15 protein-coding genes and 1 other RNA gene are annotated in these 13,951 nt (G+C 45.2%); 12 read left to right on the forward strand and 4 right to left on the reverse strand.

Going from position 1 to position 13,951, the window contains the following annotated elements:
• Positions 1-235: 235 nt before the first annotated feature.
• The 7 genes from rplM to sspB all read left to right on the forward strand — a co-directional run bounded on the left by rplM (position 236) and on the right by sspB (position 5,590).
• Positions 236-664 (forward strand): 50S ribosomal protein L13, encoded by a 429-nt coding sequence (gene rplM / locus R8269_RS22605; protein ID WP_005372872.1) that lies wholly within the window; start codon positions 236-238, stop codon positions 662-664.
• A 15-nt stretch (positions 665-679) separates the two neighbouring features.
• Positions 680-1,072, forward strand: coding sequence for a 30S ribosomal protein S9 (gene rpsI / locus R8269_RS22610; RefSeq protein ID WP_005372876.1), 393 nt, complete (start codon positions 680-682; stop codon positions 1,070-1,072).
• 693 nt (positions 1,073-1,765) lie between these two features.
• Positions 1,766-2,356 (forward strand): ubiquinol-cytochrome c reductase iron-sulfur subunit, encoded by a 591-nt coding sequence (gene petA, locus R8269_RS22615; protein ID WP_005372877.1) that lies wholly within the window; start codon positions 1,766-1,768, stop codon positions 2,354-2,356.
• Entirely contained in the window at positions 2,356-3,621 is a 1,266-nt protein-coding gene (locus R8269_RS22620; protein ID WP_005372880.1) for a cytochrome b, read from the forward strand. Before petA ends, R8269_RS22620 begins: the two co-directional genes overlap by 1 nt.
• Positions 3,618-4,355: a cytochrome c1 gene (locus R8269_RS22625; RefSeq protein WP_005372881.1), complete on the forward strand. Its 738-nt coding sequence runs from the start codon at positions 3,618-3,620 to the stop codon at positions 4,353-4,355. Before R8269_RS22620 ends, R8269_RS22625 begins: the two co-directional genes overlap by 4 nt.
• A gap of 96 nt (positions 4,356-4,451) precedes the next feature.
• On the forward strand, positions 4,452-5,087 hold the full coding sequence (gene sspA, locus R8269_RS22630; protein ID WP_005372897.1) for a stringent starvation protein SspA: 636 nt from the start codon (positions 4,452-4,454) through the stop codon (positions 5,085-5,087).
• 17 nt (positions 5,088-5,104) lie between these two features.
• On the forward strand, positions 5,105-5,590 hold the full coding sequence (gene sspB, locus R8269_RS22635) for a ClpXP protease specificity-enhancing factor (RefSeq protein ID WP_005387408.1): 486 nt from the start codon (positions 5,105-5,107) through the stop codon (positions 5,588-5,590).
• Between the two features lie 72 nt (positions 5,591-5,662).
• Here sspB and R8269_RS22640 read toward each other — a convergent pair whose 3' ends face one another.
• From R8269_RS22640 to R8269_RS22655, 4 genes are read right to left on the reverse strand one after another with little or no spacing between them, the layout of a single operon-like run.
• Positions 5,663-6,331: a BON domain-containing protein gene (locus tag R8269_RS22640; RefSeq protein WP_213867132.1), complete on the reverse strand. Its 669-nt coding sequence runs from the start codon at positions 6,329-6,331 to the stop codon at positions 5,663-5,665.
• A 21-nt stretch (positions 6,332-6,352) separates the two neighbouring features.
• A complete protein-coding gene (locus R8269_RS22645) occupies positions 6,353-6,943 on the reverse strand; it encodes a phosphoheptose isomerase (protein WP_005372901.1) in 591 nt (196 codons plus the stop codon).
• A gap of 3 nt (positions 6,944-6,946) precedes the next feature.
• Positions 6,947-7,315 carry a YraN family protein gene (locus R8269_RS22650; protein ID WP_005372903.1) on the reverse strand — a complete coding sequence of 123 codons (369 nt, stop codon included), beginning with the start codon at positions 7,313-7,315 and terminating at the stop codon, positions 6,947-6,949.
• Positions 7,302-9,113, reverse strand: a complete 1,812-nt coding sequence (locus R8269_RS22655) for a penicillin-binding protein activator (protein WP_005372905.1) — start codon at positions 9,111-9,113, stop codon at positions 7,302-7,304. The genes R8269_RS22650 and R8269_RS22655 overlap by 14 nt, the downstream gene beginning before the upstream one ends.
• A 68-nt stretch (positions 9,114-9,181) precedes the next feature.
• On the opposite strand from R8269_RS22655, the gene rsmI reads away from it, so the two are divergent.
• The 5 genes from rsmI (at position 9,182) to R8269_RS22680 (ending at position 13,833) form a co-directional block, all read left to right on the forward strand.
• The gene (gene rsmI / locus R8269_RS22660; RefSeq protein WP_005372907.1) at positions 9,182-10,045 is read left to right on the forward strand and encodes a 16S rRNA (cytidine(1402)-2'-O)-methyltransferase; all 864 of its coding nucleotides are present in this window, start codon (positions 9,182-9,184) and stop codon (positions 10,043-10,045) included.
• Positions 10,046-10,212: 167 nt separating this feature from the next.
• Positions 10,213-10,594: RNase P RNA component class A (gene rnpB / locus R8269_RS22665), an RNA gene on the forward strand.
• Positions 10,595-10,769: 175 nt separating this feature from the next.
• Positions 10,770-11,720, forward strand: a complete 951-nt coding sequence (gene rsmH, locus R8269_RS22670; RefSeq protein ID WP_005372918.1) for a 16S rRNA (cytosine(1402)-N(4))-methyltransferase RsmH — start codon at positions 10,770-10,772, stop codon at positions 11,718-11,720.
• A gap of 5 nt (positions 11,721-11,725) precedes the next feature.
• Positions 11,726-12,043, forward strand: coding sequence for a cell division protein FtsL (gene ftsL / locus R8269_RS22675; RefSeq protein ID WP_005372920.1), 318 nt, complete (start codon positions 11,726-11,728; stop codon positions 12,041-12,043).
• On the forward strand, positions 12,040-13,833 hold the full coding sequence (locus tag R8269_RS22680) for a penicillin-binding transpeptidase domain-containing protein (protein WP_086046525.1): 1,794 nt from the start codon (positions 12,040-12,042) through the stop codon (positions 13,831-13,833). Before ftsL ends, R8269_RS22680 begins: the two co-directional genes overlap by 4 nt.
• Positions 13,834-13,951: the final 118 nt, after the last annotated feature.

Genomic DNA, 13,951 nt, shown 5'->3' on the forward strand with positions numbered 1-13,951 from the left:
AAAAAGTGAAGAAAAAATTAGTGATTTGGCGCAAAAAAAGGTGATTTTTTCTTCGCTCTTCTCTATAATCCTGCGACCCACCGTTACTGCAGACCTGATTATCGAAGTTATTTCGAAATTGAAGGTCGAGAGTACCAACGACTCGAAGGGGTGATGACTGGGCTCTTAGACAGTGTGGGAGCACTATTGGGTGTTCCTTTAAAGTTTAAAATTTAATTAACGGGTTATTGTTAGCATGAAAACTTTCGTTGCTAAACCAGAAACTGTAAAACGCGACTGGTACGTTGTAGACGCTGAAGGTAAAACTCTTGGCCGTCTAGCAAGTGAAATTGCATCTCGCCTACGTGGCAAACATAAAGCTGAATACACTCCTCACGTTGACACTGGTGATTACATCATCGTTATCAACGCTGAGAAAGTTGCTGTAACTGGTAACAAAGCTAAGAACAAAGTGTACTACCGTCACTCTGAATTCCCAGGTGGTCTAAAATCTATCACTTTTGAAAAGTTGATCGATCGTAAACCTGAGATGGCTCTTGAGCTTGCAGTTAAAGGCATGCTTCCACGTGGTCCTCTAGGCCGTGCTATGTACCGTAAGCTAAAAGTTTACGCGGGCGCTGAGCACAACCATGTTGCTCAACAACCACAAGTACTAGACATCTAATTGGGGATTTCGAAAATGGCAGAGAATCAATACTACGGCACTGGCCGTCGCAAAAGCTCAGCTGCACGTGTTTTCATTAAACCAGGCAGCGGTAACATTGTAGTAAACAAGCGTAACCTTGACGAATACTTCGGTCGTCCAACAGCACGTATGGTTGTACAACAACCTCTAGAGCTAGTTGAACTAACTGAAAAGCTAGACCTTTACGTAACAGTTAAAGGCGGCGGTATTTCTGGTCAAGCTGGTGCTATCCGTCACGGTATCACTCGCGCGCTTATGGAATACGATGAGTCTCTACGTCCTGCTCTACGCGCAGCTGGCTACGTTACTCGTGACGCTCGTTGCGTTGAACGTAAGAAAGTTGGTCTACGTAAAGCACGTCGTCGTCCACAGTTCTCTAAGCGTTAATTTCCTCTTATCGGGAATTATGCTTTCAGAGTTACTCTGGAAACTGTGTACCAAAAGCTCGGCTCTATGCCGGGCTTTTTTGTATTTAAAGACATCATACTTGTCTTCAAGCAACGAACAGCCTTCACTTATCATCACACTCCGAGCAGGCCTTCTTATTCGCCCTCTTCGTCGAAAGGTTGTCAGTGCCGTTTTATATGTGTGCCTTATTTAATCGCGACTCACCACGCTTTCTCTTGCGATGCAGCATAGATGTATTCATCAGCAGGAATGTCTTTGTATCTTATTCTTCCTGTAACATGTTTTAAAATGACTTACGTTCCTTTTTGAGCATTCTGCGTGCTACAAAATTGAAAATATAAACACAGTAAGCTGAACGCGTAATACGAAATATTTCTCTGTGTAATTAACTGAAAACTACCAAGATAAAAGGTTTTATCCGCTTTCAGCGGGGCTTCTATGTGGTGCTTTCTTGTTACAAATCACATCAATTTTTTATAATTCTGCCGCTTTTGTGACGACGCGAGCGATTTGCCTCACAAATGTTACAAAAAGGTAGCTTTATCTTGTCAAAAAGTAGGGTTTTCTTTATCATTTCCCTCCAATAAATAGAACTAAATTCATTATTTGTTAGCCATGCTCTTATAAGCGGAATAATAACGATCCAAAGGGAGCAAATGGGAGAATGTTTGGATGAGCAACGCGCCTTTAAATAACGGTCGCAGGCGTTTTCTAACCGCTACAACGGCAGTTGTTGGTGGGTTAGGGGCAGTCGCCGTCGCCGTGCCTTTTATCAAATCATGGAATCCGAGTGCTAAAGCCAAAGCGGCGGGCGCACCGGTGGAAGTGGATATAAGTAAAATTGAACCAGGTCAGCTGGTTCGTGTTGAGTGGCAGGGAAAACCTGTATGGATTGTTCGCCGCACTCAAAGCGTTCTGGATAACTTAAAATCGATCGGTGATAAGCTTCGCGATCCACAATCTGAAATGGAGCAGCAGCCTGAGTACGCTCAGAATGAGTTTCGTTCGATTAAGGAAGAGTTTTTCGTCGCAGTTGGTTTCTGTACCCACTTAGGTTGTTCACCAACCTATCTACCTGACTCTTTCTCAGAGCAGGTGCAGGGCGTAAGATCTGGCTTCTTCTGTCCTTGTCATGGTTCTAAGTTCGACATGGCTGGTCGAGTGTTCCAAGGAGTACCTGCTCCGTTGAACCTTGTCGTTCCTAAGCACATGTATTTGAGCGATACCAAGCTCATTGTGGGTGTTGATGAGGGAGATGCATAATGCAAGCAATGTTAGATTGGGTTGAAAAGCGTATTCCTGCAATGAATGCTTATAAAAAGCATTTGTCTGAATACCCAATGCCTAAGAACTTCAACTTTTGGTACCTTTTCGGTTCTCTGGCGATGCTGGTTCTTGTTAACCAAATCCTAACGGGTATTTGGCTAACGATGAACTATGTTCCTTCAGGTGACGGTGCATTTGCGTCTATCGAATACATTATGCGTGATGTAGAGTACGGTTGGCTTCTGCGTTACATGCATTCCACTGGCGCGTCAGCGTTTTTCGTTGTTGTGTATCTTCACATGTTCCGTGGTTTGATCTACGGTTCATACCAAAAACCTCGTGAACTATTGTGGATCTTCGGTATGTTGATCTTTCTTGTTCTCATGGCTGAAGCGTTCATGGGTTACCTACTTCCATGGGGTCAGATGTCATACTGGGGTGCACAGGTAATCATTTCCCTGTTTGGTGCTATTCCTGTTATCGGTGATGACCTAACGCTTTGGATTCGTGGTGACTACATCATCTCTGGTGCAACGCTAAACCGTTTCTTCGCACTACACGTTATTGCCCTGCCTATTGTTTTGCTTCTTCTTGTTGTTCTGCACGTATTGGCGCTGCACGAAGTAGGCTCAAACAACCCGGATGGTATCGAAACTAAGCTGCCAAAAGGCTCAATGGGCGACGATTACAAAACGCAATTCAAGTTCCACGATTACTATACGAAGAAATATGACATCATTGATTCGATTCCTTTCCATCCGTACGGCACGGTTAAGGACTTGGTCGGTGTCGCTGGTTTCTTGTTCTTCTTCTGTTACGTGCTGTTCTTTAACCCAGAAATGGGTGGGTACTTCCTTGAGCCGCCTAACTTTGAAGCTGCAAACCCACTGAAGACACCAGAGCATATTGCTCCGGTATGGTACTTCACGCCGTTCTACGCAATCTTACGTGCGGTTCCAGACAAACTATTAGGTGTTATCCTAATGGGCGCGTCAATTGCAGTGCTGTTTGTTCTACCTTGGTTGGATCGTTGTAAAGTTCGTTCATACCGTTACCGTAGCAAACTTCATCTATTGAATATTGTACAGTTCACTATCGCCTTTATCGCTCTGGGTATTTTAGGTGCGTTACCTGCGACACCAACGTACACACTACTATCTCAGATCTTTAGCTTGTGTTACTTCATGTTCTTTGTGTTGCTGTTCTTCTACAGCAAAAATGAAGCAACCAAACCATTACCAGAGAGGGTGACATTCAAATGAAGAAGTGGATTGTAATTCTATTTGCTATGTTGCCATCACTAGCGATGGCAGCTGGGGCCAATGTTCCGCTGGATAAAGCGAATGTTGACCTTACGGATAAAGCTTCGCTACAAAACGGCGCGAAGTTGTTCATGAACTACTGTTTTGCTTGTCACTCTACGCAATACCAGCGTTACGAGCGTGTAGCAACAGACTTGGAAATTCCAACAGACTTAATGAAAGAAAACCTGATTTTCAATCCTGAAGCGAAAATCGGTGATCTAATGGTCAATGCTATGCCACCGAAGCAAGCTGCAAACTGGTTTGGTGCTCCACCACCAGATCTTACGTTGGTTGCACGAGTTCGTGGTGCTGATTGGTTATACACTTACTTACGCTCTTTCTATGTTGATCCATCTCGTCCATTCGGCGTGAACAATATCGTCTTCCCGAGTGTTGGTATGCCGCATGTGCTTGAAGAGCTACAGGGCATCCCGACGCCGATTTACGATACGAAAATCGTAGATGGCGAAGAAGTACAAGTTGTTGTTGGTACTGAAACCGATGGCACGGGTGAGCTGAGTGAAGGCGAATATGACAAAGCGGTTGGCGATCTCGTTAACTTCTTAGTTTATTCAGGTGACCCAGTGCAGCTCGAGCGTCACGCTCTAGGCTGGTGGGTAATGGGCTTCTTAGTGCTTCTAACCATCGTTGTTGTGATGCTCAAGAAAGAGTATTGGCGCGATGTGCATTAATTGTGCTAAAATACCGTGCTAATTCCCAATTTTAATTGATGTACAATGGAGGCTTAGCCTCCATTGTTTTTATTTGTAAGTGTACTGGAGGGCTCCATGGCTGTAGCTGCCAATAAACGTTCTGTGATGACTCTTTTCTCAAGTGCATCAGATTTGTATAGCCATCAGGTTCGCATTGTACTAGCTGAAAAAGGCGTAAGTGTTGAAGTTGAGCTTGTTGACGAAGCAAACCTTCCTGCTGAGCTTGTTGAGCTAAACCCATATAAATCAGTGCCAACTCTTGTTGACCGTGAGCTAGCTCTTTACGATTCAAAAATCATCATGGAGTACTTGGACGAGCGTTTCCCTCATCCACCTCTAATGCCGGTTTACCCTGTTGCTCGTGGCAACAGCCGCTTGATGATGTACCGTATCGAACGCAACTGGTATTCACTCGCTGAAAAAGTGATGAAAGGTAATGCGGAAGAATCAGAAAAAGCACGCACAAAGCTGCGTAATGATCTTCTGACGTTAGCGCCAATTTTTGCTGAATATGAGTACTTCATGAGCGAAGAATTCAGCTTGATCGATTGTTACCTAGCTCCACTATTGTGGCGTTTGCCTCAACTTGGTATCGATCTTGTTGGCCCTGGTTCAAAAGAAATCAAGGTATACATGAACCGCGTATTTGAACGTGATTCGTTCCTTGCTTCTTTGACTGAAGCTGAACGTGAAATGCGCCTAGTTCGTTAAGCGATTTAAAACACGTTATGGATATTGCAAAAATGACTGCTCGCCGCCCGTATATGCTTCGCGCATTTTACGACTGGTTAGTAGACAATGACTTGACTCCTCACTTGGTTGTGGATGCAACAATGCCAGGGGTGCGTGTCCCGGTTGAATTTATTCAAGATGGTCAAATTATTTTGAATATTGCGCCACGTGCAGTGGGTAATCTTGAGTTAGGTAATGATGCGATTACCTTCCATGCTCGCTTTAGCGGTCGACCGCACTCAGTGATCGTGCCCGTGTATGCTGTTCAAGCTATTTATGCCCGTGAGAATGGTGCTGGTACTATGTTTGAACCAGAAGAAGCGTACACTCACATCGAAGAAGAAGCGATGACCGAGGAAGAATCATCCCCATCGTTCACAACGGTTAGTGATGAGCCTTCTGAGTTAGTTTCTGATTCAGATGCCGAAGAGGACGATGCTCCTCGACCAAAAGGCAAACCAAGCTTAAGAGTGATTAAATAATAAAAAAGCAGCGTAACGCTGCTTTTTTTCTTTTTAACTTGTTGAAGATGATTTCAAGCCAGACTTTGGAAATTACTCACTAATCGTAAAGACTTCGACGTTCTCTTCATTTTCTGTGCTTACCTCACTTTCTATTGTTTGTACACCGTCATTCGGTAAGTCCACTTCAACAGGCTCCATTTCGCCGTATTGGAACCCTTTAATGACTTGTTTTACGCCTGAGATATTACGCGCGATTTCTGTCGCTCGATCGCCTTGTTCTGGTGTGACATAACCAAACAGAAAAACATCGCCATCTTCGGTGATCACTTTAACCTTAACACCATTAAGCTCAGAATCAGTAAGCAAAGCTGACTTTACTTTGGTTGTGATCCAGCTGTCATTGCTAATCTGGGTAACAGTGAGTGGCTCTTTTTGTTTGATTTGATTGTGTATGACTTTTACACCACTAACTTCTCTAGCTCTTCGCTCTAAAGCAAGGATAAGGTCTTGTGTCGGAGCTTGTCCCATAAGGACTACAGTCCCATTATATGAACTGGCAACGACACGTACTTCACCTTTAAACGGTGCTTTATTGCCGATCGCCGCAACTTCGAATTCAATGTTATTGTCCTGCCAGATTTGTTTTGTCGTGCGTGTGTCCGTGACAATATTCGCTGTGGTTGCTGCACCTGCGATAAACAAACCTGCGCAACCACTTAAACTCAATGCTGTTAATAAGATAACAAGGCTACGTATCATAATTCTGACTCTCAGTCTTGGTTACTCTTCGTGAGCAGGGAAAAGCACCTGGTCAATAAGATCACAAAGGCAATGGAGTGTTACCATATGTACTTCGTGAATACGTGCAGTGCGGTGTGATGGAATACGAATTTCGACGTCGTTCTCACCGAGCAGTCCTGCCATCTCTCCGCCATCTTTTCCTGTTAGCGCGATAATCGTCATGTCTCGAGTTACGGCTGCTTCCATCGCTTTGATAATATTTTTACTGTTACCGCTAGTCGACATGGCAAGCAAAATGTCGCCTGGTTGACCAAACGCTCGTACCTGTTTTGAGAAGATTTCCTGGTAGTGGTAATCGTTGGCCACTGCGGTTAGGGTGGTATTATCGGCGGTTAAGGCCATTGCTGGCAGGCTAGGGCGCTCAGTTTCAAAACGGTTTAAAAGACAAGAAACAAATTGTTGAGCGTTTGAAGCACTGCCGCCATTACCACAACATAAAATTTTATTGCCATTAAGCAGGCTCGACACCATCGCTTGAGCTGCATGAGTAATGGCATCAGGCAGCGCCTCTGCTGCTGCGATTTGAATTTGAATACTTTCTGTAAAGCTGTCTTTAATGCTGTCTAGCATCGCTTATCCTTCAGAGATTGCGTTTTCTATCCAGTTGATATCTCGACCATTATCATGAATGGCGATGACATCAAATCGATAATCGATATTGTGTTTTAAGCGCTTTTGTTGGCTAAGCCAAACTTGTGCGGTTTTGACTAGCTTGCGCATTTTAGCGTGCGTCACCATTTCTGCTGCCGAGCCAAAGTGATTGTTCTTACGGTATTTGACTTCAACAAACACAATAGTTTCACCTTGTTGGAAGATTAAATCAATCTCACCGACCTTAGTCAGAAAATTTTGTTCAATAAAGTTTAAGCCCTGGCGTTGTAAATACTGCTTCGCCAGAGCTTCATATTGATTTCCGATTTGGCGCTTGCTAAAGAGCCCCACGCTCAGCCCAGCTTAGCTCACGCTGTACAACACAATTATTGTCGATACTTAAAATACCGGTTTGGCCGCCAACTGAGTAGCCCGGAACGACCTTCATTTGTGGCAGCTCCCCAATCAATTTATACGCATCCATACCCAGTGCTTTCAAACGTTTTTCCATGTTAGATTGCTCTGACCACAACTCGTTCATTTCAGCGGTCACGCTAGGGTCTGGGTCAATCAGTAATGGAATATCGCTGTAGATGATGCCTGTTAGATCTTCGTAAGTCGCGCCGCCACTGTTGCTACGCGAGCTAGAGAAAATTTGTGGCGCTTTGGCGTCTGGGTTAATCGCTACCTCAATAAACGGCTTGATCAAAGTCAGTTCCGTGCTTCTAGCAACAATATAAACCGCATCGACATCACGACGGCTACGTGGCTGTGTTTCAAGCTTGATACGCATTAATGATTGCATCTGAGCAATACGTTGTTTGCTTTCTTGCAGACCAAATACTTCATTGATGTCTTTTTGAAGTTGGCGCTTGTCGCCAAAATAACTTGCTGCGACTTTATTCGAGCTGTACTTGCGCCATTCTTTGTTGAACGCTTCAGTTACGCGCTCACCAAAGCTGCCCTTTGGTGCCAGAATCAGAGGGAAGTTATAGCCTTCGCTGAACAAGTGTTTCGCTGCCTGTGCGGCTTCTTGTTCTGGTGATAGTGCCAAGTAGCAAATATTGCTATCTGGTTGCACATCTTCGGGAATATTTAGCGCAAGGGCTGGAATCGTAGGACCATTTTCTGAGCCATCCATGGTTGTGTGCAATAGCTCAACGTTTTCTTTTTCTAGCGGACCAACAACAAAGTCGATGTTTTCATTGATCAAACGTTGTTTAATTTGGTCGGCGTTATACGCATTAGTGTCTATTACCGTGAGGGTAGCGCTTGGATCACGGTTACGATCATTCATCATCGCAAACACAAAACCATCACGAATTAATTGCGCTTGTGGCGAGAATTTACCAGTAAGCGGCAGTAACAAAGCGGTGTTGTTTGGTTTAACGATGTCTAGAGAGAGAATGTTTTGAATCTCTTCTGGTGTGTAGATAGCGGCTGGATGCGATGGGTTCTCGTTTAACCAGCGTTCGAGGGTATTTTTTAGTTGGGATAAGTTGCCCGACAGCGTTTTCGCATAAATAGCGAGTTGTAGCCAACCATCCAAAACATCTTCATTTGGCTCTGTTTCTAATGAGGTCAGTTCGTACTCGGAGTAGCTGCCAAAGTTCATCCAAATACGGCTAGAAATCTCTCTCTGCTCCGCGGACGATGCATATTGGCCAAATGCAACCAGTTGGCGGTTTGCCTCAAACGCTTGGTTAAGACCTTGATAAGCGTCGGCACGCATTAAGTAATAGTCTTTCCATTGCTCATTTGGCAACTTCCACCAAGGTTTAAAATTCAACAATTGCAGCAACTGAGAGTAATTACCCTGTTTTTGCTGTATGGTCGCACGCGCTAGTTGCCACTCTGCTTGCTGAACTTCGGTTAACTGTTGACGAGCCAGGCGCTTGATCAACATTTCTGCTTGATCAAACTGGTTTGCTTGAATCGCGGCTTTGGTTGCCATGATCAACCAGTCATTTTGTAAACTGCCTTCCGTGCTATCAGCTTGGATCATATAGTTCTGAACAGACTGAGTAGGCTCAAGTGTTACATCAACGCCATCAGGCTGTCTTGGACCTGAAGAACAGGCGGCGAGCGTAATTGCTAGTGCAACAGGAGTAAGTATGCGTGGTACACTGAGTCTCTTATGGTTAATCATTGCCGTGAGTTCTCTATAATTTTGTACAAAATTGTCTCTATATTAATCGTTGAAGTGATGGTAAACAAATGACAGATAAAAATAAGTTGCCGAATGAGGGGCCAACTCTCTATATCGTACCGACTCCAATCGGAAATTTAGCGGATATCACCCAACGTGCTATCGAAATTCTGTCGACTGTGGACATCATTGCCGCTGAGGATACTCGACATACGGGCAAATTACTGTCTCACTTCAATATTCAAACCAAAACTTTTGCTCTACATGACCACAATGAGCAGCAAAAAGCACAAGTTTTGGTAGAAAAGCTGCTTTCCGGTCAGTCTATCGCATTAGTTTCTGACGCTGGTACGCCACTTATCAGCGACCCAGGATACCATTTGGTGACAAAATGTCGTCAAGCGGGCGTTAGAGTTGTGCCTCTTCCAGGTGCCTGTGCGGTCATTACGGCGTTAAGTGCCTCTGGCTTGCCATCTGATCGCTTTAGCTTCGAAGGTTTTTTACCACCGAAAAGCAAAGGTCGTAAGGATAAATTCCTAGAGATTGCTTCGGTAGAGCGTACGTGTATTTTTTACGAGTCACCGCACCGTATTTTAGACTCTCTACAAGACATGTTAGACGTTCTTGGCCCAGATAGAGAAGTTGTGTTGGCAAGAGAGCTAACAAAAACCTTTGAAACCATTCAAGGCATGCCGTTAGGTGAGCTGATTGAATGGGTGAAAAGTGACGATAACCAACAGCGTGGTGAAATGGTATTGTTGGTACATGGCCATCGTGAAACAACAGACGACTCACTACCTGAAGATGCTTTACGCACGTTAGGGATTTTGACCAAAGAGCTGCCTTTGAAAAAAGCAGCTGCTTTGGTGGCAGAAATACATAACTTGAAGAAGAATGCGCTATATAAATGGGGCTTAGAAAACTTAGACTAAGTGCCGCTAGCGAGATAAATGGTCAATGAGGGCTGATGTTTAGGAATCGGCCTTTTTATTATCTATTTTTGGCGCGCTGACTAAAAAGTCATCACTTAGTGCATTCATTTCATCATATCTGTGATCTAACTAGACTCTGAAGTGAGAACTCTATACAATCCGCCCTCGGAGCTGACTGGGTAGTCGCTGCTTTGTTGATGTCCTTCGGGAGACTGACAAAGGGGAGGAAAGTCCGGGCTTCATAGAGCAAGGTGCCAGGTAACGCCTGGGGGGCGCAAGCCTACGACAAGTGCAGCAGAGAGAAGACCGCCGATGGCCCGTAAGGGTACAGGTAAGGGTGAAAGGGTGCGGTAAGAGCGCACCGGACGACTAGCAATAGTTCGTAGCAGGGTAAACTCCACCTGAAGCAAGACCAAATAGGCCTCCACATTGCGTTGCTCGCGTAAGGAGGCGGGTAGGTTGCTCGAGCCAGTGAGTGATTGCTGGCCTAGACGAATGGCTACCGCCGCGCAAGCGGAACAGAACCCGGCTTATGTGTCGGCTCCACCTATTCGAGACCCATCTCTACTTCGGTAGTGATGGGTTTTTTGCATTTAATTGACGCAAACTATGTCATTACCAATAAACTTGGCGTAAATCACGTCTAACTTTAGACTTGTGGTGGCGATGATGTAGGAAATCAGTACACTAAAGAATCGCTTCAAGATCATTCAACGAGAAAGCTATGACCGAAACCTTCCAACATATTTCCGTGTTATTAAATGAATCCATTGATGGCTTAGCTATCAAACCAGACGGCGTCTATATTGATGGAACATTTGGCCGTGGCGGTCACAGCCGGACAATTCTATCTAAACTCGGTGAAAATGGCCGACTGTACAGTATCGACCGTGACCCTCAAGCGATCGCTGAGGCAGGCAAAATCAATGACCCTCGCTTCACCATTATTCATGGTCCATTTTCTGGTATTGCTGAGTATGCTGAAGAGTATGGACTAGTTGGAAAAGTGGATGGTGTTCTGCTGGATTTAGGCGTTTCTTCTCCTCAGTTAGACGACGCAGAGCGTGGCTTTAGCTTTATGAAAGACGGTCCGCTAGATATGCGTATGGACCCGACATCAGGTGTTCCAGTATCTCAATGGTTGATGGAAGCAGACCTCGATGATATCACTTGGGTCATTCGCGAGTTTGGGGAAGATAAACATGCGCGCCGTATTGCAAAAGCGATTGTTGCCTACCGTGAAGACGAAGAAAATGAGCCAATGGTTCGCACTGGTCAGCTGGCAAAATTGATTTCAGATGCCGCACCGAAAAGTTTTAAAGAGAAAAAACACCCTGCGACTCGTGCTTTCCAGGCTTTTCGTATTTACATCAACAGTGAGTTAGAAGAAATTGATACGGCACTTAAAGGCGCGGCGAGCATTCTGGCTCCTGAAGGCCGTTTATCTGTGATTAGCTTCCACTCTCTGGAAGACCGTATGGTCAAACGTTTTATCCGTAAAGAGAGCAAAGGGCCTGAAGTGCCACACGGTATTCCAATGACGGAAGAGCAAATTCGTGCTCTTGGTAGTGCGAATATGAAAGCGGTGAGCAAAGCGATTAAGCCAAGCAAACAAGAAATTGAAATGAACCCTCGCTCGCGCAGCTCTGTGTTAAGAATTGCGGAAAAGCTTTAATTATTATGACGAAATCCACTCCTAATCTTGCTAAGTTGATTGCAACAGATCTCCTCACTGTTGGTCGCTGGCCATTACTGTTGTTGCTATTGATCGTGGCATCGGCAATGGGAGTGGTATTTGCTACCCACCATGCGCGTCAAGCGATCACCGAGAAAGACCATACGTTGGTTGAACGAGAACGATTAGATAGCGAATGGCGTAACTTAATGTTGGAAGAAACTGCCCTCGCGGAACACAGTCGTGTTCAAGACCTTGCCAAAAAAGAACTTGAAATGAAACGACCTGATGGCGATAAAGAAGTGGTTGTCACGCTCAAATGATTAGAAAAAAATCCAACACGAAACAAGCCAATAAGCGTAAACCTGTAGCAAAAGAGAAAGCGGCTACGGGGGATAAGAAAACCGATAATAAAGCAGTGAAAGTGGCGGTCGAAGAATCTTTCTTGATTCGTTGGCGCTTCCATCTATTACTGTTTTTTGTTTTTTGTGCATTTGCCCTTTTGGTGGCACGCGTAGCCTACATCCAAATCATTGAGCCAGATAACCTGATTAAACAAGGTGACCTACGTTCGGTTCGTGTTAAATCCATTCCTTCTGCTCGCGGTATTATTTCGGATCGAAATGGTGAGCCGCTTGCTGTCAGTGTACCGGTTGAGGCTGTTTGGGCAGATCCTGCCACGATATTTAAAGAAAACGCGTTAAGCCAGACCAAAAGTTGGCATGCATTAGCGGATGTTCTTGGTATTGACCGACAAGGGTTAATAGACAAAATCAAGCGCAATGAAAAACGCCGCTTTATCTACTTGCAGCGCCAGGTCAGTCCGGCCATGGCGAACTATATTCGTGAGTTAAAGCTGCCAGGTGTTGGCCTTAAGTCGGAATCTCGTCGTTATTATCCTGCAGGTGAGGTTAGTGCTCACTTAGTCGGTGTGACAGGCATTGACGGGCATGGCCTAGAAGGTGTGGAGCGTAGCTACGACGAGTGGCTCACTGGCGCGGCGGGTAAGAAAACTATTCGTAAAGACCGTTATGGTCGTGTTGTGGAAAACATTGCTTGGCAAGACAAGCAAGAAGGTAAATCACTTCAGTTAACTATCGATCAGCGTCTACAGGCGATTGCGTATCGTGCGATTAAGCAAGCCGTTGCGGACCACCGCGCCACTTCAGGTTCTGTTGTCATGTTGGATGTAAAAACGGGCGCCGTATTGGCCATGGTTAATGCTCCTTCTTACAACCCTAACAATCGTAGCGATTGGCAAAGCTATCAAATGCGTAACCGAGTGATCACGGACTCAATGGAGCCCGGTTCGACCATTAAGCCTTTCGTTATTTTAGCCGCCTTAGAAAATGGGATAGCTGATAAAGATACCATCGTAGATACCGGTAATGGTGTCCTACGTTTAGGTGGTAGTCGAGTCAGAGATGTCTCTCGCGTAGGCAAAGCAAGCTTGACCACGATCCTTAAAAAGTCGAGTAATATCGGTGTGACGAAGCTAGCAATGCAAATGCCGGTAGAGGCGCTTCTTGGGCTGTACAGTTCAGTGGGTTTTGGTGAGCTTTCTGGCCTAAACCTAGTTGGGGAAGTGACGGGTATTTTTCCTACACGAACTCGTTGGTCGCCAATTGAGCGCGCCACGATTGCGTTTGGTTATGGTCTATCGATTACACCAATCCAGCTAGCCCATGCTTATGCGACGCTTGGAAACCTTGGCAAATACGAGCCTATTCATATTATCGAAAGCAATGATCATGACATGTCACGTCAAGTGGTGAGTGCGAAGTATGCGCGTCAAGTATTAGACATGTTGGAAACCGTAACTCAAAAAGGGGGCTCGGCTCGCAGAGCGGCAGTTCCTGGTTATCGAGTGGGAGCGAAAACAGGTACATCACGTAAAGCTTCTGCCGGTGGGTACAGCGACGAGTACATCACCTACACGGCTGGGCTTGCTCCGGTTAGCGATCCGCGAATTGCTTTGGTGGTGATCGTAAACGAGCCTCAAGGTGATGATTACTATGGTGGTTCGGTAGCGTCTCCTGTCTTCTCTGAAATCATGAAAGGCGCGCTACAAATACTCAATGTTGCACCTGACGAAAACAAATTCCAACAGTAAGCCCTGTGGTTTACTGAGCAAACAAAATTAAGAAAACCTGAGCCAAAGCTCGGAGAACAAATATGACTAAAGCCATCAGTATGGACGTGCTGCTTTCCCCTTGGGTGGATTGCCCTAG

This window comes from Vibrio sp. Vb0667, from assembly GCF_033391095.1.